The organism is Rhizobium leguminosarum bv. viciae, from assembly GCF_012276115.1.
GTDB lineage: Bacteria > Pseudomonadota > Alphaproteobacteria > Rhizobiales > Rhizobiaceae > Rhizobium > Rhizobium leguminosarum_T.
Genome location: NZ_WIEU01000011.1, coordinates 197,712 through 222,694, shown reverse-complemented (window position 1 = coordinate 222,694; position 24,983 = coordinate 197,712). Strand labels below are relative to the sequence as shown.

Below are 24,983 nucleotides of genomic sequence, written 5' to 3'. Positions count from 1 at the left end.
GGCTGATCCTGTTGTTCGACGGTCGGCCGATCGCCTTGTGCCGGATCGACGCCGCGCCGGTCGTCCTGATCCGCTCCAACAGCCGGCGCACCTGGCGCTCGCTCAAGCCCAGAACACGCGCCGCCGACACCAGCGTCATCCGGCCGGCGATCACCTTCGACAAAATCTCGATCCGCTGCAGGTCGCGCTCGCTCATCGCTATCAGTCCCATCGGCAATCTCCCACACCATCAAAACCCGGGGAGTGTGACATTCCAACTTTGCAGAAACAGGACACTTCAACTTTGCGGTGGAGATAAAAGTCGCATAAGACAGATTATGGAACACGTGGATGCCATTTGATTACAATGGCATACCTTCGTCATCCATCTTATAGCCACTCTTTTAAAATCGCCACGATCGAATTTGCGCCTGGACGATCCAGCATATCGACGAGTTTGCCTGCGGACGTGCCTCGTTGAGCGGCTGATCCCAGCCAACAGATTCTTATAGAAGCCCGTGTCTCGGACGACGCGTGCCTGGCGGCAACGTCCGGGTCAGACTGTTGAGCATTGACGGAAAACTCGCCGTTGCTATTCCTCAAGTGTCGGGATGACTTTCGGTGGTCTTTGCAGTTCCGAGGCGGCAGCGGTTGCCGCGGCATCGGCGGGACCGCCGGAAACATGGACGGTCGGCGTTGCAAACTGGATGCCTTTTTCTGCGAATGTCTTCTTGAGCATGGCAAGGGCCTTTCGGCGAACGCCGAACTGTTCGCCGGGTTTCGTCATGAACTTCAGCCGAATCTGCACACCGTAATCCGCCATCTGCTCGATCCCCTGCATTTTCAGGGGCTCGATGATATTAGGCCCGAGTTCAGCATCCTCCAGAAGCTCAGCGCCGATGCGCTTGATGGTCTTGCGGACCTCCTCGAGGTCACTGTCGTAGTTCAGGGTGAGCGTAATAATATCGATGACCCAGTCACGGCTGAGGTTTTGCACCGCGCCAAGTTCGCCGAAGGGAACGATGGTGACCGGACCGCGGTGATGGCGCAAGCGGATCGATCGCAGCGAGAAACCTTCGACCGTACCCTTATATTTCGCCGCCTGGATGTATTCGCCGATGCGAAAGGCATCGTCGAACAGATAAAAGACGCCGGAGATGATGTCCTTGACGAGTGTTTGGGCACCGAAGCCGACGGCTATGCCGACGACACCGGCGCCCGCCAGCAGCGGTCCGATCTGAATGCCAACGGCATCCAGGATCATCAGGAAGCCGACAGCTCCGATCGCCAGGAACAGCACATTGCGAAGAATGGGAAGGAGGGTATTCAACCGCTGACGCCGACGCGCTTCGGGGCCATCCTGATGTCCCCCCTGCTCGCTTCGCGACGCCACCGCCATCTGGCTGTCGATCAGCGTGCTTGCCAGCTTCCAGATTACGTCGGTCACCAGCAGCACGATCACGATGCGGATTCCGGCGCGAATCAAGCGCGTGGTCACTGTTTCGGCTGCGGCGAGATCACTGAGATTGACATTCCATGCGCGGGCAATGAGCAGCGCGGCGACCACAATCAGACCGTTGCGCAGCGTTTGCATGATGACAACAGACCATCCGACGATAGCCGGATCTTCCACCGCTTGCTCATCGCCGGATCGAATAATGCGACGAATGATATCATGAGCCACCGAAACGGTAAGGGGCAGAAGCGTGATGACGACAACTGTCCAGAATGCACCGCGGAGCCCGGATACCCATAACAGCCACGATAGCAGGATGCTCGCGCTGAAGCCGACACAGACCAGCCGGCTCACGGGCGGCCCGTCAGGACGAAAGTGCCGCAGCCAGATCATAACGATCAAAGCGATTGAAACGACAGCAAGCCATGCTGCGGTAAAGAGGTCGACCAAGATAGGTGAAGCCCGGATCGTCCCGATCACTTCAATGGTGGCCCAGCCAGCCGCCAGCACTGCGACGATTCCGAGGAGCCAGTAGTACCAGAACCAGGCAAGCGAGGTGACAAGCGTCAGAAGCCGCATATGCGGCAAACGGGCGCCCGGCGCGATGACAATGCGGCCCACGAGCACGCCAAGGCGTACCATGAGCGCGGCTGATAGCAGGATCAGCGCGATATCGCGAAACACGGCAGGCCACGGAAACAGGATAAACGCGCCGAGACTTCCGATCAGATAACCGACCAAGGCGAGAAGACCCATTGAAAGCCGGGCGGCGTGGAGCTTGATCCGCTGCCGGACGGTGTCGGCAGGCGCGTTCAGCACAAAATGGAGCAGCCCTCGCCCTGACCACCAGGCAAGGCGCTGCGCAACGAACCCGCCGGCGACGAAGAGTATGACCGCCAAGATCAGGCCGACAGGTTCGATGCGATCATCCGTTTGGAAGACACGGATCGCCGACTGGATCTGCCCGGGAAGAGTCGGAACGGCATCGACGAGTGTGAGCAACCTCTGGCGCAAATCCTGTAGTGACGTGGCAAGCGACGTCGGTGCAGCCTCTTGCGAAACCGCTACTGGCTGCGCCGGTTCCTGATTGCCCGGAACGATCCGATTAACCAGCGCTCGTCCGGAATCATCATTCGGCAATTCGATAATAACCCGGATCGGCGTCGAGGAATTGGTCGGCTCAGCCGCCGAAGCGGGGTTTGCACTCGCCAGCAGAAGCGTTGAAAATATCAGCGTCAGGAATGCGCATACTCTGCGGCGGGGATAACGGTCGTCGATGATGCGCATATAGCCGTGGTCCCCGCGACGGTGTCGTCGCTTTGCCGGGTTGGTCGAAACTTCGGACTTTGTGAAGCGTTGCACGACCAACGTCAATCGACGAACCGGTCTCGGGGACGCAGACTGCGAACCAAAGGTTAAGACCGCAAGCTTCTGAAGGCCTCCCTGATCTCCTGACTGAAGAGTTCCGGCTCCTCCCAGGCAGCGAAGTGACCGCCCTTGGAGGCGTGGTTGTAGTAGATAAGTTTCGGATAGGCCTTCGACAGCCAGTGCTTTGGCGGCTTGTAGACCTCGCCGGGAAACACCGTGACGGCGACCGGGACTTGGACGGGCGTGAGTTTTGCGCCCGACATGACGTTTTCCCAATAGATGCGACCGCTGGAAGGGCCGGTGTTCGTCAGCCAGTACAGCGTGATGTTGTCGAGGATGCCATCTTTGCCAAGGGCCTGTTCGGGATCGCCGCGTGTATACACCCAGTCGGCGATCTTATCGTAAAGCCAGGCGGCCAGGCCGACCGGAGAATCCGCAATAGCGTAGCCGACCGTCTCCGGTCGCGTGCTCATGATCGCTGCGTAGCCGAAGCCGTTGTTGAGGAAGTCCCGAGCCTCGTCGAAGATGACCTTTTCATCTTGAGACAAGCTGTCGGGAGCTGGCCCTCCATTTTTAAGAGCCTGCGCTGCGTCCGCTGGGAAAGTCGTCGCACGCTCGACCCTGTTGACGTGGATCGCGAGCAGCCCAGCGGGCGCCTGGCGACCCAAGGCGTCGCTGATGATCGCGCCCCAGTCACCGCCTTGCGAGACATAGCGGTCATATTGCAGTCGCTTCATCAGCACGTCCCAGGCAGCGGCTATCCGCTGGGGGTTCCAACCCGCCGATGGAGGTTTGCCGGAGAAGCCGAATCCTGGAATCGAAGGGATCACCAGATGGAAGGCATCATCAGCCGGGCCGCCATGCGCCGTCGGATCGGTGAGCGGCCCGATGACATCAAGCAGCTCGAAGACCGAACCTGGCCAGCCGTGGGTCATGATCAGCGGCAGCGCGTTTTCATGACGGGAGCGGACATGGATGAAATGGATGTCCAGTCCATCGACAGTGGTGAGAAACTGCGGAAAGGCATTCAGCCTGCTCTCTGCCTTCCGCCAGTCATAAGACGACTGCCAGTAGCGCACCAGCTCCTTCAGCCTGTCGGGCTGGACGCCCTGCGAACGGTCCATGACGGTTTCGCCGTCGGGCCACCGAGTCTCGGCGAGACGCCGCCTGAGATCTGCGAGCGCCGCCTCGGAGACCTCAGCCTTGAACGGTCGGATCTCCTCGGACACGACGCCGACAACATCAGCGGCGTTGGACGTGCGCGGAAGGAGAACGGCGGTTATGCCGGCTGCGGCAAAGCCTGACAGCAGCGAGCGGCGCGATACGTCGCGGTGTTTTAAAACGTTCAGCATTGCCATGATGCCGTGTCCTTTCGTGATATCGAGGAGAGGAAAAGATGCCCTGCCCCGCTTCAATGCGGAAAACGTCAGGCCGCGTCCGCGCCGGAACGAAAGATCAGAAACTTGTTGCCTTCGGGATCGCGAAAATAGGCGCAGTAAGGACCCGTGCCGTTCTCGCCACGCGGACCAGGAGCCCCTTCGTCCGAGCCACCCGCCGCCAACGCAGTTGCATGGGCTTCGTCGACCTTGGAACGGGACGGCGCTTCGAAAGCAATCATTCCACCGTTGCCGACGGTGGGAGGGCGGCCGTCGAACGGCTTGATGATGCCGAATTCGAGCGTGCGATGACCGTAGTAGATGGCTCGGTTGGGCTGGACGAGGACTCGTCCGATCCCGAACACGGCCAGAAGCTTGTCGTAGAATGCCGAGGCGGCATCCAGATCGTTCGTGCCGACAGTGGCGTGGCCCGGGAGGCCGCGGACCTTGTCGGGGGTGGCCGCAACCTGTCTGCTTTGGGTAATGTCAGTCATATCAGTTCTTCCTTATATTGTCGCGGCCGACGCTCTGCCTTCCGCAAGCAAACGCCAATGAGCTGTCTCAAATCGGCGGCTGGTGGATATTTGGGCGGGTCGACGGCCGGCCGGCACCTCGGGAAAGTGAGAGGCACCCTCTCGTTCAGAGGTCAGCCTTGAGCAACCGGGTTGCAGCGCTACCGCCATCGAGAGGCTTCCTCTCACTTTCTCCGGCTACTGCGGGCTGACGCCATGCTCAATTATTTGTGGAGACAGCCGGCTTTTGGGCTTTGGCTGACCGCCGTTCAGAAAGGACATCCTATGTCTAAGGACAAAACCGCAAATGCTGCATCAGTCGCAGCAACTCCGTCTTCCCACATGGCTGAAGCCTTCGCTTCTACGCAAGCCGCGCAAGACACCATAGACTTCACCGAGATCGACGAGATCCTGACGCTGAGGAGGATGATTGTCCGCGCCCCCGCGTCAAAAGGTACCGTGCTTTTCCTGCATGGGTTTCCGGAAACGCTGATGGTGTGGAAGGAGATCGCGACAACGCTTGCACGCGATTACGACGTCCATGCCTTCGATTGGCCGGGCTACGGGCAGTCGTCGCGCCCGGCTTCGGAACGGTTTTCTTATGCGCCGAGGGCGTACGCCCGAGTGTTGAAGGCCTATATCGAGCGGGCAGGCATCGACCGGTCGAAGCTCGTGATCTATGCGACTGATATCGCTGCCCTCCCCGTTCTGCTGGTTGCTCTCGATGAGCCGACGATCGCCAGGCAGATCATCGTCGGAGACTTCGCGCCGTTTGACCGGCCGCACTACATGTGGGAGAACCTGCAGAATCTCAAAGCCGAACCGACCGCCTCGCCGACCCGCGCCTACATGAACAAGACGAGCGACGAGATCCTTCAGAACGTGCACAGGCGCGGCCTCTCACCCGCGGAGCAATTCGATCTGCCGATCGACGTCCAGCAAGACATGAGCCATTCGTGGAGCCGTGACGGCGTCACGTCGGCGGACGCCTTCGCCCACTACTACGCGAATTTTACGCGCGATCAGCATTACCTGGAGGCCAACCTCGACCGGCTGAAAACGCCCGTGAAAGTGATCTGGGGCGAGAAGGACATCTATATCAGCAGCGAGATGGGCATCGAGTTCGCTGGCAAGATCGGCGCAAAAGGCGACGTCCTGCCAGGCATTGGTCACTTTCCGCACCTTCAGAACCCGAAACAAACAGTTGAGGAGATCTATGCATCATTCAGATAATGTTTGATTATCTTCATGAGGATGCGCGCGCAGCCGCGGCAGTGCCCAGTCGACGAAAGCCCGTATTTTTAACGCGAGAAGCCCCTGTCGCGCGTAGACGATATGAATGGGCTGGGGTGGGCCGTCGAAATCGCGGAGGATGGGAACGAGCGCGCCGGACGCCAGCTCGTCTGGAATCTGATAGTCGAACAGCCGCGCGATCCCCGCCCCGCCGACCGCCGCCGCAACACAGTTCGCCGCCGTATTCACCTCGAGCCGGTTGCGGGGCGCCGCCTCTATCGGCGTGCCGTCGACGTCGAATGTCCAGAAGAATGTTCGCTTGTTGAAGATGATCCCGTCGCAATCGATGAGATCGCCGGGACGCTCGGGCATGCCATGCCGCTTGAGATAGGCAGGGCTCGCGCAGGTCAGCAGGCGGAATTCCCCGACCTTGGCGGCATGGAGGGCGCTGTCGGCGAGGTCGCCGAGACGGATCGCGATATCCACCTGCTCGGACACGAGATCAACCGTGCGGTCGAGCGACAGAAGGTTCAGCGACACCTCCGGGTATTTGTCCATGAAACTCAGCGCAATCGGCAGCACGTATCGGCTCCCGTATTCGATCGGCATCGTGATCGTCAGCACGCCTCTGGGCGTCTGGTATTCCCCGGACGCTCTTCGTTCGGCCTCATCGAGATCCGCCATGATCTTTCGAGCGGCGTCAACATAGTCGCGCCCGGCATCGGTGAGCTGCAGATTGCGGCTGGTGCGGACGATGAGGTTTGCCCCAAGCTGCCGCTCAAGTTCGGCTACCTTGCGGCTGACGCTGGGCAATGGCGCGTTGAGCTTCCTGCTGCCGGCCGAGATACTCCCGGCGTCGACGACCGCCAGCAATATGCGCATCGCTTCGAGACGATCCATCGGACACCGCCAATACCGCTTATGTGCAACCCAGCCTAAGGCTAGGCTTTAGAACATGATGCCGAAAAGTGTGTGCGTTTTTCGGACGACATCATGCTCTAACTCTTAGATTTAGAACAGGATTCAAATTTTAGGCCGACCGCGCCTGAAATCATCCTGTTCTAGTCAAGCAGCTTGCGTATGGCCATGATCCCCTTTGCAGCATCCGACCAGGATTGACGCCAGATCAACACGCCGACGCTGAGGATGGTCGCAACAGCGAAGGGGATTGGCCCGAGAAACCAGAAGGCGGCTGCGAAGGTGAAGTAATAAGACCGAACACCGACGCTGAACGATCGAAGCGCCGGGTTCAAAACCAGGGTCAGGGCATTCGTCCAGCCGCCGATGTCCCTCTCCTCATCGCGGGATGGGCTCGCCCCGATCGCCGCCAGGCAGTAGTTGATCTGCCGGACCGCCCAGATGAAATCGGATAGGCCCCGCAGCAGCGTCGCCATGATCAGGAGGACCTTGCACTGGAAAAACCATGCCGGGTCCTGAGCCGCAAACATCGCGATCAGGCCGCCACCCGATCCATAGTTCGGCTCCATGAACAGCGCGCCGCTGAGCCCGACGATGACGATAAGATTGGCGGAGCCGAAGAAGGACGCCGAATTGATCGTGTGCCCAAGGATCGCGGCATCGCCGATGAAGTTGTTGTCTCGCGTCAGCACCTCCCGCATCCAGGCGGCGCGAATGCGCACCATATCCATGGAAAGGCTGTCGTTCTTCCTCGGCCACCCCGCTGCCATCAAAGGCTCGACGGCCACCCAGACGAGAAGGAAGAAAAAGATCGCCGCGACGTTCAGAAAATCCATGGTGCCCCCGAACCGAATGTGGATTTTTTCCGAACAATACTTCGAGCGAACCGCAGCTCCAAGCGGCTATCGCCGCCCTACCCTTCAGATCGACACGCCTATGTTCGCGCGTCATGGTCCGTCGCGGACTGCCGCGAGGTAACGGGACATCGTCGAAGCCCGAAGCCGAATGTGTTCGATCGCCTGCTGCGGTGTCACGGCCAGGAAACCGATATGGTCGCGTGGGCGCAACTGGACGAAGGCGTCCAGATCCGAATCCACCACCGTGGCGATCTTGGGATAGCCTCCGGTCGTCTGGTGGTCGGCCAGCAGAATGGTGGGAACACCGTCTCCGGCGACCTGCACCGAGCCCCGCACGATCGCTTCCGACGGCATGTCCAGCGCGACGCTTGGCGCAAGCGACGGACCTTGGAGGCGTATACCCATGCGGTCATAGGCGTCGCTCAGGCGGAAAGGCGACGAAAGGAAATTCGACAAGGTTTCTTTCGAGAAGAACCGATCCTGTGGACCGACCACCACACGCAGTTCGGATCGCGGTCTTGCGATGACCGGACATGTGATCGGACCATGTCGACCGTCTCGCACTTCCGGATCGGCGACGGTGACCGTCTGCCCGGCTGCGAGACGCCCGCCGCCGAGGCCGGAGAGACTGTGCGTCGACATGCTGCCCAGCCAGATCTTCGCCTCGATATGACCGGCGAAGGCCAGATACGTCCAGCTTCCCCAGTGTCCGGGACGAATTGCCAGCCGTTCCCCGGCCCTCAAGGTGGCGACCATCCATGCGCCGCGCTTGTCGCCGGCATGCTCTACGACGAAGCCTCCTCCGGCGACGGCGAACGTAACCTCCCCCGAGATGCAGTCTAGAACGAGGCCGCCCATGGAGACTTCGATTGCGGGCTGAAAGGCAGGATTGCCGACGGCGACGTTGGCGGCGGCAAACGAGGTCCTGTCCATCGGGCCGGAGGCCGGAACGCCATAACGCATCAATCCGTGACGCCCTCCGTCCTGGACCGCGACGTGAGGACCCGCGAAGTTGATTGCAAGGACGGCTTCGCTCATGCGAGGCACCGCGCGTCGAATTCGGCCCTCGATATGCGGCGGAAACGCACCGCGTCGCCGACGTCGAAAAGGAACGGACGGTCGCTGGACGTGGCGTCGAGGATCTTTGTCGGCGAGCGGCCGATGATCCACCAGCCGGTCGGCATGGTGAGCGTGCTGACCAGGCATTGCGGACCGGCGATCAGCACGCTACCGGCGGCGACGCCACGAATAGGCGCCGGCTTCCTCGGCTGCTGAATGGCTTTGGGCACGCCTGCGAGGTAAGCATATCCTGGAGCGAAGCCGTACATGAAGACGCTGTAGTCGCCGGAGAGATGGGCGGATATAACGTCTTCCGGCGATAATCGACTTGCCTCGGCGACGGCGGCAAGATCGGGCGCAAGATCAGGATCGTAGCAGACTTCGACTTCGCGCATCGCTCCGATCGTCTCTGGAACCTCGGCCCCCAGAAGCTCCTCAATGGCCGCCTCCGTCGTCCGATGATCGGCCACGAGCGGATCGAAGCATACGAGAATGCTGGCATAGGCCGGAACGGCTTCGACGAATCCTTCAAAGGGTGCCGCCTTCAAGGCGGCATCCAGCTTGACGACCTGATTGTGGATCCGTTTATCGATGGTCGCGCCGAATTCGACGAGCACCGCGTGCCCGCCCACCGGGCGGTAGGTCGGAACGCTGCCGGACGATGCGGACGGGTCCTGTGACACGTCAGTCGGCGCCTTCGATCAGAATGATAAGATAGCCTTTGGCCATCACTTGTTTTCCTGCGTCGGCTGGAGGAATGGACCCACATCGATGCCCGCCTTCTGCAATTCCCGGCGCACATGGACGGCCATGGCAAGTGCTCCTGGGCTGTCCCCATGAACGCAGATCGAGTGCGCATCGAGAGAAATAGGAACGCCGTCGACCGTCGGCATGAGGCCGCTGGACAGGTATCCGATCAATCTCGAAGCTGCCTCCGCGGGATCATCGATCATCGCTCCCGGCAAGTTGCGTGGAACGAGCCGACCCGTGGAGAGATAGCCGCGATCGGCAAAAATTTCGCTGAAGACGGTCATCCCGGCATCGCGGGCCGCATGTTCCAGCTCTGTCCCGGAGATCGCCAGTATGGCAAGTTCGGGCGAGACCGCTCGGGTTGCGCGGATGATGGCGTCGGCGACCGACCGTTCGTCGGCCGCCCAATTGGCGAGTGCGCCGTGCGGTTTGATGTAACGGACGCGGGCGCCCGCCAGAGCCGCAGCTCCCATCAGCGCGCCGGTCTGCGTCGCGACAAGCTGCTCCACTTCCCGGATGCTCAAGGGGATCAGGCGTCGTCCGAAACCCTCGCGATCTGCAAAGCCCGGATGGGCTCCGGCGACGACGCCCCGTTCGCTGGCCAAGGCAAGCGTCTCCACCATGGTCGCCGGATCTCCGGCATGGCCGCCACATGCGATGTTCGCACTGGTGACAACGTCAAGGATCGCCTTGTCGTCGCCCATGCGCCAAGGTCCAAACGCCTCCCCCAGATCAGAATTGAGATCGATTTTCGCCATGATTTCCGTCAACCCTTCGCGCCGGTCTTGTCAGCTTCGTCGCATTCTAGAACCTCGAAGCCGAGGTGGAGCACATCTTCGCCGTGCCCGTCAAGAAAACGACGCCGCTGGTTGCGCGTGGCGAGAGTGTGTGGTGGTCGCAGGCCCGTGTATTGTCCTTGCGGTTGCGTCCGATGGAAACGTGGCTAAGATCGGGGGTGAAATGGTCGACCGCCCTGTCATTGATCGAGCGCGTCGTTTTCTCTCAAGAACCGGGGGACCTAACCACCCGGCGGCATTGGCCTGCGGACGACGGCAGATGCGCTTGAAGCGATCGTCAAGGAGCTTGGCCGATGCCTTCAGACGTCGCGCAGGTTCATTGATTCCTTCCAAAGCGTTGGTTGTGGCATCAGACTTTCGGTGATGGCGATATTGCTGCTATCGGCGACGCGCCGCGCGCACTCTGAATTAGTGACAAAGGAGAGTGGGCATTTCGAGGTGGGTCAACAGCGACCGTGTCACCCCTCCCAAGAGGAATTCGCGTAGTTTCGAATGGCCGAATGCGCCGGCGACGAGCAAGTCTGCCTTGCGTTCCAGGGCGGCAGCTTGAATGACGCTGGCCGGTGAGTTTCCCTGCGCTTGCACGGCTGCGATATCGACGGCAAGACCAGCCTTTCGGAGCGCGGTTGCAAGGCGGTCTCGGGCGCGCTCGTCAATCTGCTTATCATCGGTAACGGAAATCAGGACGACACGCGAGACCTGTTCCAGCAACAATCTGGCGCCTGTCAGTGCCCGCGCGACAGTGGCTCCTCCATCCCAGGCGACGGCAACAGCCTCGATCCGGCCGCAGAAATTATCCGGAGGAAAAAGCAGGAGCGGTCTACCGCTTTCAAACAGCACGCTCTCGATCTGCCGCCTCATCAGCTCAGATGCTTCCAAGATGGAAAGATCATATGCGCGCGACAGCTCGGCAAGAGTTTGTGCGACAAACGGCTCCCTCGCATCGAATGGCTGGATCTCGACCTCGACCTCGGCTTTTTTCGCATAATCACGGAGCGTCTGCCCGAGAACGGTTCCATTGTCCTTACTCAAGCGCTCCGCCTCCGCACGCATTTTGTCGACGTCAATGAGTGACGGAAATCGCGGCTGAAAGGGTTCGATCCTGACCAGCGGTATACTTGCCGTCAACCCGGCCTTCTGGTGAAGGGAAACAGCGACAGCGTTCTGAAGGAGCGAGAAAGAGCTTGCGTCTGGATAGGTGGCCAGCGGTAAATGGAATTGCGCTTTCACGGCTGATGTCCTCCGAATGGTTGGAGATTATTATAGCGCAGAGGTGTCTCCCGCGCTTTGACGAAGATCAAGGTCGCTCCACCGCGAAAGTGCGAGCGTGATATTGACCGTCCTAGGAAGCAAGCGGAATTCGTTGGGCGAAGCGGCAAAGATCCGTGTTAAGCGATGAAGTGCGAAGCCCGATTGAATATCAGCACTTCACGGAGCAAACCCGTCCGGACGCCGCTGAGTAGCAGCTTGCGGGTGAACAGCAATGGCATATACGGCGCAGCTGCCTTCGATGAATCGGTTGGCGCGCCTGGACCCGTCGGATGATGACATCATTGGTGACGACAGAAGCATTCCAGCGCCTCAGCCTCGCGCTTGCAATCGGCATTCTTGTCGGCATTGAGCGCGGCTGGCAGGATCGTGAGGCTGCGCCAGGCAAAAGAGTGGCCGGTATCCGCACCTATGGCTTGTCAAGTTTCCTCGGCGGTTTCTGCGGTTTCCTCCAGCCTGTGACAGGGCCGATTCTGCCGACAGCTATCTTTATATTCTTTTGCATTACGGTTCTCCTCTTCAGCCGCATGCAGGCGGCACAAGAAGAGGATTACAGCGCCACCGGCACCATTGCGGCCTTGGCGGTCTTTGCGCTGGGCTTTGGCGCGGTTGTGGCGGATATGACGGTAACGGCCGCAAGCGCTGTGGCAATAACCGCCCTTCTTGCAGCGCGGGAGCCGTTGCATGGATTTCTTCGCCGATTGACCTGGCTCGAGCTCAGGGCCGCCCTGATCCTGCTGACGATGACCATCGTCATCCTCCCGATCCTTCCCAACGAACCGATTGATCCTTGGCAGACAATCAATCCTTTCGAGCTTTGGATGATGACGATCCTGGTGGGAGCCGTTTCCTTTGCCGGTTATACCCTCATCAAGCTGAGCGGCGCCCGCGCCGGAATACTGCTGACCGGGGCCAGCGGCGGCATCGTTTCCTCGACGGCGCTGACGCTTTCCTTCGCCCGTCAGTCGAAGCAGATGCCTGCCCTCTCGCCACTCCTCTCAGCGGGAGCAATGCTGGCGGGAGCCGTTTCTCTCGCCCGCGTGCTTTTGATTTGCGGCGTCATTGCACCAGCTGTTTTCAGTGATCTTGCTCCATTACTCGCTCCGGCTGCTGCCATCCTCGCCATAGCAGGCGGCTTCGCCGCATTGCTGCAGCGCCCGGATGACAGCACCGATTTTTCACCCCGAAACCCACTCGAGGTGATGGTCGTGCTGCGCTTCGCGCTCGTTCTCGCCGTCGTGACAGTCCTGACGCGAATGACCTTGATCGTCTTTGGAACTCAGTCGCTGATCGCCCTTGCATTCATCACAGGACTGGGCGATCTCGATGCGATAACGCTTGCCGTTGCGAAATTGCCATCCATCCAGGTGCCCGCGGATGCGGCCGCTCGCGCCATAGCGGTCGCCGCTTTCGCCAATTTTCTTGCGAAAGCCGTTCTTGCAGCAAGTATGGGGAGCATCGCCTATGCGGTTCGTTTCGCGATCGCAGGCGGTGTCGCGACCTTGGCCGGAATTGCCGGCTTGGTTTTGACATGAGCGCTTGTTCGCATATCGATCACCGGCTCCAATGACGTTCGTCCATCAATCAGTGCCTGGAACGATATTCGTCCGCGCCAGGCAGCCGCCATTAGCGATCGTCACCGCGGTCTTGCCTCCGAGAGATGGCCGGCAAATCCCGCAAGCAGGACGCCGAGCGGAAGACGCCGAACCAGCCTGGCTGCAATGAAGGTTGCGCCGATCGCCGCGGCAAGTTTCAGCCAGGGATAATCGCCAAGCTGGACATGAGCGCTTGCATCGACCGATACAGCCTTGGCTTTCAGCGCCGCTTCGGCATCCTCGCGCAGCACGCCTATGCGGGCATTCAGCAACCTGATCTCATGCTGCAGAGCGTTCAGGCTCTCGTCGGCCTTTTCACGCGCCGTCTGCTCCGCGGCATCGGCAAAAGGCAGATCACCTTCCGCGATCAGTTCGTCGGGGTCAGGCGCAAGGCCGTGGCGGTTGATGGATGATTGCATCGACATGTCCTCGAATAGTTGAGCGAGAAGAAACGAGGCCCGGCATTGCGGCCGGGCCTCGTGATATCAATGGTCGCGTCGGAAACCCTGGCTCTGATGAGATCCGCCTTGCGATTGGGTTTGGGACTGGCCTTGGGATTGCCGATTGGTTTCGTCCGATGACGTCGTGCCAGGGTCGGGCAAGGTATAGGCACGCACCTTGGCGCTTCCATGCGCGGTGTCCCGCATTGCCCCCGGGCGCGCATCGTCGAATGCGCTCTCGGACACGGCGAGATTTTCCGAGGCTTTGCCGCCCTGCGGCGATCCGGCAAAACCGGTATTGGACGCGCCTTGCTGTCTGTCCTCCAACGACCAGAGATCCGCGCGCTCATCCATGTCGATGCTGCCCTCGTCGTCCAGAATATCGTGGACGGTCTCGTAGAGCGCGTCATCGACATCATTGACCTGAACGAGGAAACCGCCTCGCCGCAACCCTTCTGCATAGACCGCACGATCCTCGTCGGGGAAGAAGAAGTCTGCCAGCGCGTCGAAGAAGCCGCTGCGGTCTTCGCTCATCGCGCCGGTATTTTTTGCGCCCGCCTCATATCCGGGCATCAGCCTTATTCTCGCAACCGGCACGCCTGCGTCCTCAAGACGGGAGACGGCGGATTCGGCGTCCGATCGGTTGTCAAAAAATGCGGCAAGGCTGCTGCCGCCTGTCGGGCCTGAAAAGGCCGGGTTGGTGTCATTGTAAATGCTGCCCATGGGACTGTCCTCTCGATGTCTGGATCCAGCCGCCAATCCGAAGTTTGGCCGAAGTCTGGTTTCCTGACTTGAAGAACCGGCGGCTGAGTTGAATGTTCCAAGGGAATGGCGATGCTCCGCCGTATCGCCTGCTGTTTCATCGCCGCCTGCCATTTCGGCGCGCAGACTCGCAAATTACGCCGCTTGCGAAATCTCTCAGCGGTTGACGTCAAACCTTCGAGACGCTAGCACGGCTTTGACGCATTGGGGATAATTCATATGGACATGTTTACGGCAGCCGGTCTGACGGCTTTGCTGCAGGTCATTGCTATCGACCTCGTTCTCGCCGGCGACAACGCCGTGGTTATCGGTCTTGCCGCTGCCGGCCTCGAGGCGACGCAGCGCCGCAAGGCGATCGTCGTCGGCATTGTGGCCGCGACCGTTCTGCGTATTCTCTTTGCCAGCGTCGCAGTCTATCTGCTGGCGATCGTCGGCCTGCTGCTGGCCGGCGGCCTGCTGCTGCTCTGGGTCTGCTGGAAGATGTGGCGCGAGCTTCGCGCCGGCCATGGCGAAAATCACGGAGCGGTGGGTGGCGAAGGCGCGGCGAAAAAGACCTTCTTCCAGGCGGCGACCCAGATCGTCATTGCCGACGTCTCGATGTCCCTCGACAACGTGCTGGCCGTTGCCGGTGCTGCGCGCGAACATCCGAGCGTGCTGGTCATCGGTCTTGCTCTGTCGATCGCGCTGATGGGTATTGCCGCAAACCTGATCGCCCGCCTGCTCTCCAACCATCGCTGGATCGCCTATGTCGGCCTGCTGATCATCCTCTATGTCTCGCTCGACATGATCCATCGCGGCGGCGTCGAACTGCTGCCCTACGTGCAAGCGAGCGGGTTCAAGCTCTAAATCCTGACCTCGGTCTCAAAACTCATCTGGTCATACGCCGGCACCACATGGTCCGGCGTCTCAGCCATCACCACGTCGTAGTCGAGCGGCGTGTGCATATGGGTAAGGATCGCCCGTTTGGGCTTCAGCCGGCCGATCCAGTCGAGCGACTGTTCCAGCGACAGATGGCTCGGATGGTAGGTATATTGCAGCGCGTCGATGATCAGCATCTCGAGATTCTGAAGCTTCTCGACGGTCTGCGGCGGGAAATCGCTGATATCGCTGCAATAAGCCACATCGCCGATGCGGAAGCCGAGCGAGTGGATATCCCCATGCTGCTGAATATGCGGATGGAAGGCGATCATTCCGCCGGGACCATGGATTTCGACGGGCGCGTCGAGGTTTTCGATGACAACAGGCAGCACGATCGGCGGGTAATTGCTGCCCGGCGGCGTTTCCAGGCAATAGCCGAAGGCTTCCCGCAATCTGTCCATAGTAAATTGGTCGGCAAAGATCGGCACCCGGCGGCGCGTATTGTGAAAATAGCCGCGCAGATCGTCGATGCCATGAATATGATCCGCATGTGGATGGCTGTAGAGCACGGCGTCGACATGGTCGGCCCCTGCCCTGATCATCTGCTCGCGAAAATCCGGCCCGGTGTCGATGACGACGGTGGTGACACCGCCATCGGGCGCGAATTGCTGCACCATGAAGGCAGCGCGCGTGCGCCGGTTCTTCGGATTGTCGGGATTGCAAGCGCCCCAGTCGCCGGTGATGCGCGGCACGCCCGGTGACGACGAACAGCCGAGAATGGTGAAACGCCGCCGGTAGAGCACGCCGCTAGATCCTCGGCATCTTCGAGAACAACCGGAAAGCGTTCTCCGTCGTGATCCGCGCGACCTCTTCGGTGGCAAGGCCGATCGTATCGGCGAGCACCTCGGCCGTGTTGACGACATAGGACGGCTCGTTGCGCTTGCCGCGCCAGCGCTTCGGCGCGAGATACGGTGCGTCCGTTTCCACAAGCAGCCGATCAAGCGGGATCGTCTTGGCGATCTCGCGCAGCTCGTCCGACTTCGGGAAGGTCAGGATGCCCGAGAAGGAGATATAGCCGCCGAGCGCGACGCCGGTCTTGGCAAGTTCCGGGCCTGCGGAGAAGCAGTGGAGAATGAAGGGGAAGGCCCCCTTCCCGCTTTCCTCGGTCAGCATATCCGCCATGTCCTCGTCGGCGCTGCGGCTGTGGATGACGAGCGGCAGCTGCGTCTCGCGCGCCGCCGCGATATGCCGGCGAAAGCCGGTCTGCTGGTCCTCGGGCTTTTGCGTGTCGTAGAAATAGTCGAGACCGGCCTCGCCGATCGCCACCACCTTCTCATGGGCATTGGCAAGCCGGACCAGCTCGTCCGTCTGGATATCCAGCTCTTCATTTGCATTGTTCGGATGGGTGCCGACCGAGCAGAACACCGAGGGATACTTCTGGGTGATTGCAAGCAGCGCCTCGAGCTTGCGCACCCGCGTCGAGATCGTCACCATCTGCTTGACACCGGCAGAATGGGCGCGCGCGACGATCTCGTCCCGCTCCGCCTCGAAGTCGGCGAAATCAAGATGGCAATGCGTGTCGATCAGCACGGCCTCAAGCCTCCGGAGCCACGTAGCGCGGGAAGACCGGCGTCGGCGCTTCGAGGGTCGTTCCGGCAACCAGACGGCCGGCTTGCCCAAGAGCGGCGAAGTCGCGCTTGTCGTCGGGCGCTGCGACCAGATCGAGCAGCTTGGCCGAAGATTCCGGCATGAAGGGCTGCAACAGGATGGCGATCTGGCGCACGACTTCGGCAGTCACATAGAGCACCGTGCCCATGCGCTCGGGATCGGTCTTCTTCAGCGCCCACGGCGCCTGGCCGGCGAAATAACGGTCGGTCTCGGAAACGACCGAAATGATCGAGGCGAGCGCCCGGTGGATCTGCTGCTTGCCCATGTCCTCGCGGGTCGAGGCATGCAGCGCATCGACCTCAGCCAGCATAGCCTTGTCCTCGTCGCTGAGCGCCCCGCATTCCGGGATCTTGCCGTCGCAATTCTTGACGATCATCGACAGCGAGCGGCTGGCGAGATTGCCGATACCGTTGGCGAGGTCCGAGTTGATGCGGGTGCCGATCGCCTCTTCGCTATAGCTGCCGTCCTGGCCGAAGGAGACTTCGCGCAGGAAGAAGTAGCGCACCTGGTCGAGGCCAAAATGGTTCACCAGGTTGACCGGATCGACGACGTTGCCAAGCGACTTCGACATCTTCTCGCCCTTGTTGAGCAGGAAGCCATGGGCAAAAACCCGCTTCGGCAGCGGCAGCTTCGCCGACATCAGGAAGGCCGGCCAGTAGACGGCGTGAAAGCGGATGATGTCCTTGCCGATGATGTGCACGTCGGCCGGCCAGTATTTCGCCCGCGGGCCGTTCCTGTCCTCGATATAGCCTGTTGCGGTGATGTAGTTGGTCAGCGCATCGACCCAGACATACATGACATGGGCCGGATCGTTCGGCACCTTGATGCCCCAATCGAAGGTCGTGCGCGAAACCGAGAGGTCCTTGAGGCCTGACTTGACGAAGGAGATCACCTCGTTGCGGCGCTCGGCTGGGCCGATGAAATCAGGGTTTTCTTCGTAATGGGCAAGCAGCTTCTCCTGATATTCGGAGAGCTTGAAGAAATAACTTGCCTCTTCCACCCACTCGACCGGCGTGCCCTGCGGCCCGTAGCGCACGCCGTCAGCGCGCAGTTCCGTCTCGTTTTCCTGGTAATAGGCCTCGTCGCGCACCGAATACCAGCCGGCGTAGCTGTCCTTGTAGATGTCGCCATTGTCGGCCATCATCTTCCAGATGTTCCGCGACGTCTGGTGATGACGCTCCTGCGTGGTGCGGATGAAGTCATCGTTCGAGGCGTTGAGCAGCGTCGCCATCGCCTGGAATTCGCCGGAGTTGCGGTCGGCAAGCGCTTGCGCAGTGATCCCCTCGGCGCGCGCCGTCTGCTGCATCTTCTGGCCATGTTCGTCGGTGCCCGTCAGGAAGAACACATCCTTGCCGTCGAGGCGCTGGTAGCGCGCCATCGCATCAGTCGCGATCAGCTCATAGGCATGGCCGATATGCGGCTTGCCGTTAGGGTAGGAAATCGCGGTGGTGATGTAGAAGGGTGTCTTGTCTGTCATGGCGGCCAATGTCCGGCTAACTCTATAAAAATGGTCAGCCGCTCTTAGCGCATGTCATCGTCAAGCGAAACCTCAACTTTCCAGTTGTCGATGATTTCCGGGACGATGGGGGCGTGAACTTGACTCAGCTTCTCGCCCAATCTACCGGTCATGAGAAAGAGGGTGGGACAAGAACGAAGTGCGAGTTTTCATCTACCGGAATGGTCGTGGCCGCGCGCCGTCGGGGGCGCTTGCTTGACATTCGAGCCGCTCTATTCGCTTTCCGGCCTGTTCGTCGGCGCCCTCGTCGGCATCACCGGCGTTGGCGGCGGTTCGCTGATGACGCCGCTGCTGGTGCTGCTCTTCGGCGTCCATCCCGCGACAGCCGTCGGCACCGATCTTCTTTATGCGGCGATCACCAAGACGGCAGGCACGGCCGTTCACGGCATGCATGGGCGCGTCAACTGGAAGATCGTCGGCAGCCTCGCAGCCGGCAGCCTGCCGGCCGCCCTGCTGATGCTCTGGCTGCTGGCCGGCGTCGATCGCAAAAGCATCGGCGTGACCAACACGATCACCACGGCACTTGGCTGGCTGCTCGTCATGACCGCGATCATGCTGGTCTTCCGTGGCCAGATACTCGGGCTGGCGCGCCGCGCCATGGGCCATCGCAGGCCACCGCAACCGGCAACGATCCTTGCTCTCACCGTCATTCTCGGGTTCGTCCTTGGCGTTCTCGTCACCTTGACCTCGGTCGGTGCCGGTGCGCTGGGGGTGACGATCCTGCTGGTCCTCTATCCCAGGCTCGATGTGCGCGAGATCGTCGGTTCCGATATCGTTCATGCGGTACCGCTCACCCTGATCGGCGGCACGGGCTATTGGCTGATCGGCGAGATCGACTGGCCGATGCTGCTTGCCTTATTGATCGGCTCTATCCCCGGCATCATCATCGGAAGTCTTCTGGCGCCGAAGCTGCACGAACGCACCATCCGCATCGTCCTTGCCGCCACGCTTGCTGTCGTCGCATTGAAGTTATTGACCGGCTGATCAGAGCACGGTGCCGAAAGTGCCAGCGCTGACGCGCTTTAAAGGCCTGGCTGCTTGATATCGGCGAGAATGCTGATGATCGTCTGCTTGCGGTCGAGATTGTAGCCATCGGAAATGGTGAGCCGCTCGATGATCTCGGAATAGAGCCGAGCCAGCCGCTCCGCCGCGGCGATCTGCCCCTCGCCGGCCGCCGCGCGGGCGCGGTTCATGATGTCGTCGCCGACATGGCTGACGAAGAAATCGAAGATCGTATCGCTGTCCCGGCCCGAAAGCGCGTCGGCCAGCCGATGCATCGCCTTGCGGGCCGTCGGTCCCTCGGCGGCAAGCATCTCGTCATAGGCGGCGATGATCTCGCCGCCACCATAGTTCAGCAGTTTCAGCGCCTCGCCGACGCTGCCCTTGGCGGCCGAAAGCACCGCCCCGCCCTCGCCTGATATGCCGAGATGGACAAGGGCCGCGACGAGCGCGTCATCGGCAAGCGGCGCCAGCTTCAGCGGCAGGCAACGCGAGCGGATCGTCGGCAGCAGCCGTCCCGGCGCATGCGACAGCACCAGGAACAGCGCCCGCTTCGGCGGTTCTTCCAAAATCTTCAGGATGGCGTTGGCCGCATTTCGATTCATGTCGTCGGCCGGATCGATGATGACGATCCGCCAGTTGCCGGTGCCTGAGGTCTGCGAGAAGAACTTGCCGGCACGGCGCACCTCGTCGACTGTTATCGCCGATTTCACCTTGCCGGTCTTTTCGTCCACCGGCCGGGCAAGGTGCAGCAGATTATGCGAGGCGCCCGACGCGATCTGCCGGCTGACGGGAGAGGCAGGATCAGGATCGCCGATCGTCTCCGGCGCTGTCTCGGGATCGGGATGCGAGAGCACGTGATTGGCAAAGCGGAAGGCGAGCGTCGCCTTGCCGATGCCTTCCGGCCCCTCGATCAGGACGGCGTGATGGCCCTTGCCGGACCGATAGGACTGCGCAAGAAAGGCTTCCGCCTCCTTATGCCCGAACAGCCTGGTATTTTCCCCCGGCCAGATGGCACCGTCGAGCAGGCCGGGCCTGTCCTCACTCATGATGGGCCTCACTCATGGTGCGCGGCTTCCGGCATTCGGGCATGGCCTGCCGGCGACAGCAGCTGTTTGATGATCGCCAGGATCTCGGCGGCGATCGCCTCTTCCGTCTGCATCGCGTTGACCACATGGCAGCGCTCCGGCTCGCGGGCGGCGATATCGAGAAAGGCCTCGCGCCGTTTCTCGTGCGTTTCCAGCCGCTCCTTCTCGAAGCGATCGGGACCGTCGGCTGCGGCGCGCTTCTGCGCGCGCTCCAGCCCGACCTTGGCGGGGATGTCGAGGATCACGGTGCAATCCGGCATGACGCCGTTGATGGCGATGCGCTGCAGCGTCTCGATGAAATCGGGCTCGAGATTGCCGGTGATGCCCTGATAGACGCGGGAGGAATCCATGAAGCGGTCGCAGAGCACGACCTTGCCTGCGGCCAGGGCCGGCCGGATCACCTCTTCGACATGGTCGTTGCGCGCCGCGGCAAAGAGGATCGCCTCCATCCGCGTACCGAAGGCTTCGGCAGCCCCCGACAAGAGCACGTGGCGCACGGCCTCCGCGCCCGGCGATCCGCCTGGTTCGCGCGTCATCAGCACGTCGTGACCTTCGCCCTTCAGCGCCTCGGCAAGGCGGCGGATCTGCGTGGATTTCCCAGCGCCTTCCCCGCCTTCAAACGTAACGAACAATCCCGTACCGGATGACAATGACAACTTCCCGCATTCCAGGCGCCGCACGCGCCCCGCTCCTTCTATCTATCCGAAGATATCAGGGAGGAAAACCTTTCGCCGCGGCGACAGTTTCACCTTTCCCGGCAAATTGCATTGGAAACAGCTCGTCAGACAGGCGCGGGCTTATCCCAGAGCCAGGAGAAGAACAGCGATTCGCCGAGTTCCAGCATGGCGTCGACCGCCCGGCTGCTGAGCGAGCCCTCGCCCACCGCCTGCACGGTGTAAAGCGGCACTTCCCTGAGCAGCCGGCTGCCGGCGAAAATCCTCAGCGTGCCTGCCTGGGTATCCGGCTTGACCGGCGCCGTCAGCGGCCAGCGATAGATGATGCGCGCCGATAGCCGGTCGGGATTGCTGATCGGAATATAGACGCTGACCGGCGCCTTGGCGACGAGATCGACGGTGCGCGCCGTGCCGCCATAGACGCTGGCGGCGCCGATCACTTCCTTCTCGCCGAAGATCTGCCGGTTCTCAAAGGCCGTCAGCCCCCATTCGAGTACGCGCTTGGCTTCCTCCGTCCGCTCCTTGTCGGAGGCAATGCCGGCAAGCGCCACAAACAGCCGTCTGCCGTCACGCTCAACCGAAGCGACGATCGAATAGCCCTCGCCCTCGGTAAAGCCCGTCGCCAGCCCATCGGCGCCGAGATCGAGCCCGAGCAGCGGGTTGCGGTTGCGCTGGAAGATCTTGTTCCACTCGAAATCCGGCTGCGCGAAATAGGGATATAGGTTCGGATAGGTCTGCTGAAGGGCGGCGGCGAGCGTCACCATCTCGCGTGCTGTCACCTTGCTCTTGCCATCGGGAAGGCCGGTGGAATTGCCGAACTCGGCCTTCTCCATGCCGAGTTCGCGGGCGCGCCGCGTCATCGACACGGCAAATTGCTGCTCGCTTCCGGCCATGCCCTCGGCGAGGATGATGCAGCTGTCATTGGCGCCCTGGATGGCGACACCCTTGATCAGGTCCTCGACGCGCACGCGCGATTTCAGGCTGGCAAACATCGTTGCGGTCCGCGACGGTGCGCCGCCTGTCCGCCAGGCATATTCTGAAACGGGATATTCGGTATCGAACGTGATCTGGCCCTTCGTCACCGCCTCGAAGACCAGATCCATCGTCATCAGCTTGGCGAGCGAAGCCGGCGAAAAGCCCTGGTCCTCGTTCTTGGCGAGAAGCACCGTGCCGGTGGCTGCCTCGATCATATAGGCCTGCGCCGCCTTGGTGGCGAAACCGGCGGCACCGCCATCGGCTGCAAAGGCTCCGGTGGCGAACGGCATCAGGCATGCAAGCAGGCGAAGCGCGGGCTTCAGCATCGCAATTTCCATTGATCGAGCGGCGTATTTCAAGAGGTTAGAACGCGAGGAAATCCGATGCAATTGCCAGTTCAGCGCGCGGCGAACTTTGCCTGCCGGCGCTTGGCCGCGGCAAGGATGGACTCTTGGGTCAGCCCGTCATTGCGCACCATCACCGCGTCGAAGGCGAGATCGACGGTCACCGTCTTCACCTCGTCGTTCTGGTAGCCGAGCGCCAGTGAATTCTGCGGCCGCTCGTAGGGCATCGGACCGATCTCCGGCAGCACGACCATCTGGTCCATCGCCTGAGCGCCATTGTTGAAGGACGGCGCTGATGGCGCGACCAGAACATGGGCAGCCGGTGCAGATGCGGGTGACGCATTGTAGCGCGCGCTCGGCGTCGAGCCGGCATAGGAAGTCGCCGACCTCGGCACCGGCACGTTGGCCGGCGTCCCGTAGTCTTCCGAACTCTGCAGCTGGTCGCGGGTGATCTTGCGGCTGTTGGAGGCGACCATCACGCCGGTTGCGATCTGGCCTTCCGGATTGACGCCGGGAATGCGGCTGCCCTTCGGCGCGTAGGAGGCCATCAGATAGGGCATGTCGTGGCCGTCCATGCGGGCGCGGCCGACATATTGCACGCGCACCTTGCCGGTGCCGCTGTGCTGCAGGTCCAGCATGTCGGCCGTCTTGTTGGAAAGATCGATGATGCGGCCTTCGTGATAGGGGCCGCGATCGTTGACGCGCACGATGACCGAGGAACCACTTTCGAGATTGGTAACGCGCGCATAGCTTGGCAGCGGGAAGGTCGGATGCGCGGCGGAAAGATGCATCTGGTCGTAGACTTCGCCATTCGCCGTCAGGCGCCCGTGAAAGGCCGAACCATACCAGGAGGCGACGCCGACCTTGCTATAGGCGAAGTCTTCCTTCGGGTAATACCACTTGCCCTTCACCTCGTAGGGGTTGCCGACGATGTAGCGGCCGCCGCCCTTCGGGATATTGTTGCCGGTGGCGACCCGCGGGCTCGCCTTCACGCCATATTCGGATTCGGAGAAATACTCTTTGCCGTGGGATTTTTTCTTCGGCACCGCCTGCGTCGTGCCGCAAGCTGCAACCGTCGCACACATTGCCGAGATCGCCAGCCACCGTGCTGTCGTTGCGAAAGACGCCGCCCCGTAATCCAGTTTCATATGCCCCACGCCGCTCAAAGATCGTTATGGTTAAGGAACCCTGCCCCATCCTGGGGCAATAGCGCCTTATTCCCGCCCGCCTAACGAGGCTTTAATCTTGCTAAGTTCGTGGCAAATTTACGAACGATTTCGCAGCGATAGCGACAATTCTAATGATTATGGTTTATAAATCACTAACGGATGCCTTCTCCACCCGCCCTTCCGCCGCCGCAATATGGCCCGAAATCATCGTGCCGATGCGGGCATATGGTGAACATCCGGGTGCTTCCGGACGCCCTAAAAGCTCCATATTGAAACACGGTCTGCGCGTATTTGACGAGCGGCAGCGGGCGGCGCTTCCTTCTGTATGGGAACGAATTGTCCGCCGTGGGCTTTGAAGGTTTAGACTTTTGGAATCGAAGCGCGGATCTTTGACTTGGATGGGAAGCCGTGGGCCGCCGCCTATGCTGCGGGTGGACGATAGCGAATCGACTTCGCCTTTTCCAAGGCTTCGATCGTATCCTCGACGCTGAGGAGGACGGTGGTCTCCATGGAGCTGAGCGCGCCTCCTGCACCGATCGCAAGCGCGACGGCCGCCATCGATACGTTATCAGGCGCCTCCCACAGATTCCAACCATCATGCTCGCCGAAGGCGTACCAGAAGCCATGGAGCTTTCCGCCCACGGATTCAATGTAGCTACGTGCCGCCTCTCGGCGATCCTCGGGGTTTTCGATCATCCGCGCCCAGGTCTCGGGCGTATAGCTGAAGCGCGTGAGATACATGGCCATGGTTCGTTTCCTCCGCCAGAACAACACAGTTAACGCTCAAGTCGGGGAGAACGCGAGTCATTTCCAATGTGTGGGACAGGCCCTCTCGGCTCACGCTCGAATTTGTTCGACGTCATGCCAAGGAGGCGGGCAAATGCTGCAGAGCAAGTTGACGCTGCTACCAAAGCTGCTAAAAAGCCAGCCATCGAGTGATTGGGTCGCAAATCGGTAGCAATGGCCGGTTCGTAGACATCGACAGAATGTTGATGTCTCAACCTTTTCAATCAGATGGAAGAGTGTCCGAGTGGTTTAAGGAACCGGTCTTGAAAACCGGCGTGCGGGAAACCGTACCGTGGGTTCGAATCCCACCTCTTCCGCCATATGTCTCCCTTCTCTCGGGAAGGGCAATTTTCCGAAAATTGCTGTTTTGCACGAGATCCGGCCGTTGTCGCGACCGTCAAGAAGGTTGGCCTTCCCCGAGGGCAATAGATGAGTTTCACGCCTCCTCCTTTGCGTTGACGATGAGATGATATACAGGCAGCAACAGGACGCGACCGCCATTAACTTAAGAATGGGGTCGGGCGGCAGATTGACG

General features: G+C 60.9%; 24 protein-coding genes and 1 tRNA gene. 5 read left to right on the top strand and 20 right to left on the bottom strand.

The window, feature by feature from the left end; genetic code table 11:
* From GFM02_RS20425 to GFM02_RS20410, 4 genes are all read right to left on the bottom strand, one after another.
* A partial coding sequence (locus GFM02_RS20425) for a helix-turn-helix domain-containing protein (RefSeq protein WP_168322588.1) occupies positions 1–211 on the bottom strand: 211 nt, incomplete at its 3' end.
* A gap of 360 nt (positions 212–571) precedes the next feature.
* Positions 572–2,722 (bottom strand): mechanosensitive ion channel domain-containing protein, encoded by a 2,151-nt coding sequence (locus GFM02_RS20420; protein WP_168322587.1) that lies wholly within the window; start codon positions 2,720–2,722, stop codon positions 572–574.
* A 128-nt stretch (positions 2,723–2,850) separates the two neighbouring features.
* Positions 2,851–4,161, bottom strand: coding sequence for an epoxide hydrolase family protein (locus GFM02_RS20415; protein ID WP_168322586.1), 1,311 nt, complete (start codon positions 4,159–4,161; stop codon positions 2,851–2,853).
* A 68-nt stretch (positions 4,162–4,229) separates the two neighbouring features.
* Entirely contained in the window at positions 4,230–4,673 is a 444-nt protein-coding gene (locus GFM02_RS20410; protein ID WP_168322585.1) for a VOC family protein, read from the bottom strand.
* Between the two features lie 303 nt (positions 4,674–4,976).
* On the opposite strand from GFM02_RS20410, the gene GFM02_RS20405 reads away from it, so the two are divergent.
* On the top strand, positions 4,977–5,924 hold the full coding sequence (locus GFM02_RS20405) for an alpha/beta fold hydrolase (RefSeq protein WP_168322592.1): 948 nt from the start codon (positions 4,977–4,979) through the stop codon (positions 5,922–5,924).
* On the opposite strand, the gene GFM02_RS20400 is transcribed toward GFM02_RS20405, so the two are convergent.
* From GFM02_RS20400 to GFM02_RS20375, 6 genes are all read right to left on the bottom strand, one after another.
* Positions 5,913–6,824 (bottom strand): LysR family transcriptional regulator, encoded by a 912-nt coding sequence (locus GFM02_RS20400; RefSeq protein WP_168322584.1) that lies wholly within the window; start codon positions 6,822–6,824, stop codon positions 5,913–5,915. The two genes, GFM02_RS20405 and GFM02_RS20400, sit on opposite strands and share 12 nt — an antisense overlap.
* A 161-nt stretch (positions 6,825–6,985) precedes the next feature.
* Complete coding sequence (locus GFM02_RS20395) at positions 6,986–7,678, bottom strand: DUF599 domain-containing protein (RefSeq protein WP_168322583.1); 693 nt, start codon at positions 7,676–7,678, stop codon at positions 6,986–6,988.
* Positions 7,679–7,789: 111 nt separating this feature from the next.
* Entirely contained in the window at positions 7,790–8,746 is a 957-nt protein-coding gene (locus tag GFM02_RS20390; RefSeq protein WP_168322582.1) for a 5-oxoprolinase/urea amidolyase family protein, read from the bottom strand.
* Positions 8,734–9,441, bottom strand: a complete 708-nt coding sequence (locus GFM02_RS20385; protein WP_348643982.1) for a 5-oxoprolinase subunit B family protein — start codon at positions 9,439–9,441, stop codon at positions 8,734–8,736. The genes GFM02_RS20390 and GFM02_RS20385 overlap by 13 nt, the downstream gene beginning before the upstream one ends.
* A 45-nt stretch (positions 9,442–9,486) precedes the next feature.
* Positions 9,487–10,266: a LamB/YcsF family protein gene (locus GFM02_RS20380; protein ID WP_168304261.1), complete on the bottom strand. Its 780-nt coding sequence runs from the start codon at positions 10,264–10,266 to the stop codon at positions 9,487–9,489.
* A 447-nt stretch (positions 10,267–10,713) separates the two neighbouring features.
* The gene (locus GFM02_RS20375; protein WP_168304262.1) at positions 10,714–11,535 is read right to left on the bottom strand and encodes a universal stress protein; all 822 of its coding nucleotides are present in this window, start codon (positions 11,533–11,535) and stop codon (positions 10,714–10,716) included.
* Positions 11,536–11,846: 311 nt separating this feature from the next.
* On the opposite strand from GFM02_RS20375, the gene GFM02_RS20370 reads away from it, so the two are divergent.
* Positions 11,847–13,109, top strand: coding sequence for an MgtC/SapB family protein (locus GFM02_RS20370; RefSeq protein ID WP_168272176.1), 1,263 nt, complete (start codon positions 11,847–11,849; stop codon positions 13,107–13,109).
* A 101-nt stretch (positions 13,110–13,210) separates the two neighbouring features.
* On the opposite strand, the gene GFM02_RS20365 is transcribed toward GFM02_RS20370, so the two are convergent.
* Together GFM02_RS20365 and GFM02_RS20360 are read right to left on the bottom strand one after the other, a co-directional pair.
* Positions 13,211–13,588: a hypothetical protein gene (locus GFM02_RS20365; RefSeq protein WP_026265253.1), complete on the bottom strand. Its 378-nt coding sequence runs from the start codon at positions 13,586–13,588 to the stop codon at positions 13,211–13,213.
* Between the two features lie 66 nt (positions 13,589–13,654).
* Positions 13,655–14,332: a hypothetical protein gene (locus GFM02_RS20360; RefSeq protein WP_020049988.1), complete on the bottom strand. Its 678-nt coding sequence runs from the start codon at positions 14,330–14,332 to the stop codon at positions 13,655–13,657.
* 258 nt (positions 14,333–14,590) lie between these two features.
* Here GFM02_RS20360 and GFM02_RS20355 point away from each other — a divergent pair, with 258 nt between their 5' ends.
* Positions 14,591–15,217 carry a TerC family protein gene (locus tag GFM02_RS20355; RefSeq protein ID WP_168322581.1) on the top strand — a complete coding sequence of 209 codons (627 nt, stop codon included), beginning with the start codon at positions 14,591–14,593 and terminating at the stop codon, positions 15,215–15,217.
* Here GFM02_RS20355 and GFM02_RS20350 read toward each other — a convergent pair.
* Genes GFM02_RS20350 through metG form a run of 3 tightly spaced genes read right to left on the bottom strand, consistent with a single transcriptional unit; the run spans position 15,214 to position 18,374 of the window.
* Positions 15,214–16,032 carry an MBL fold metallo-hydrolase gene (locus GFM02_RS20350; RefSeq protein ID WP_168322580.1) on the bottom strand — a complete coding sequence of 273 codons (819 nt, stop codon included), beginning with the start codon at positions 16,030–16,032 and terminating at the stop codon, positions 15,214–15,216. The two genes, GFM02_RS20355 and GFM02_RS20350, sit on opposite strands and share 4 nt — an antisense overlap.
* Positions 16,033–16,036: 4 nt before the next feature.
* Positions 16,037–16,819, bottom strand: a complete 783-nt coding sequence (locus GFM02_RS20345) for a TatD family hydrolase (RefSeq protein ID WP_168322579.1) — start codon at positions 16,817–16,819, stop codon at positions 16,037–16,039.
* A gap of 4 nt (positions 16,820–16,823) precedes the next feature.
* Positions 16,824–18,374: a methionine--tRNA ligase gene (gene metG / locus GFM02_RS20340; protein WP_168322578.1), complete on the bottom strand. Its 1,551-nt coding sequence runs from the start codon at positions 18,372–18,374 to the stop codon at positions 16,824–16,826.
* Between the two features lie 234 nt (positions 18,375–18,608).
* Here metG and GFM02_RS20335 point away from each other — a divergent pair, with 234 nt between their 5' ends.
* Entirely contained in the window at positions 18,609–19,397 is a 789-nt protein-coding gene (locus tag GFM02_RS20335) for a sulfite exporter TauE/SafE family protein (protein ID WP_168322577.1), read from the top strand.
* A 38-nt stretch (positions 19,398–19,435) separates the two neighbouring features.
* Here GFM02_RS20335 and GFM02_RS20330 read toward each other — a convergent pair whose 3' ends face one another.
* The 5 genes from GFM02_RS20330 to GFM02_RS20310 all read right to left on the bottom strand — a co-directional run bounded on the left by GFM02_RS20330 (position 19,436) and on the right by GFM02_RS20310 (position 24,409).
* Positions 19,436–20,461 carry a DNA polymerase III subunit delta' gene (locus GFM02_RS20330; protein WP_168322576.1) on the bottom strand — a complete coding sequence of 342 codons (1,026 nt, stop codon included), beginning with the start codon at positions 20,459–20,461 and terminating at the stop codon, positions 19,436–19,438.
* Positions 20,462–20,469: 8 nt separating this feature from the next.
* Positions 20,470–21,150 (bottom strand): dTMP kinase, encoded by a 681-nt coding sequence (gene tmk / locus GFM02_RS20325; RefSeq protein ID WP_168322575.1) that lies wholly within the window; start codon positions 21,148–21,150, stop codon positions 20,470–20,472.
* 131 nt (positions 21,151–21,281) lie between these two features.
* Entirely contained in the window at positions 21,282–22,475 is a 1,194-nt protein-coding gene (locus tag GFM02_RS20320) for a D-alanyl-D-alanine carboxypeptidase family protein (protein WP_168322574.1), read from the bottom strand.
* A gap of 71 nt (positions 22,476–22,546) precedes the next feature.
* The gene (locus GFM02_RS20315; protein ID WP_168322573.1) at positions 22,547–23,641 is read right to left on the bottom strand and encodes a septal ring lytic transglycosylase RlpA family protein; all 1,095 of its coding nucleotides are present in this window, start codon (positions 23,639–23,641) and stop codon (positions 22,547–22,549) included.
* A gap of 441 nt (positions 23,642–24,082) precedes the next feature.
* The gene (locus tag GFM02_RS20310; RefSeq protein ID WP_011652042.1) at positions 24,083–24,409 is read right to left on the bottom strand and encodes a GYD domain-containing protein; all 327 of its coding nucleotides are present in this window, start codon (positions 24,407–24,409) and stop codon (positions 24,083–24,085) included.
* 269 nt (positions 24,410–24,678) lie between these two features.
* Here GFM02_RS20310 and GFM02_RS20305 point away from each other — a divergent pair.
* A tRNA-Ser gene (locus tag GFM02_RS20305) sits at positions 24,679–24,768 on the top strand.
* Positions 24,769–24,983 lie beyond the last annotated feature (215 nt).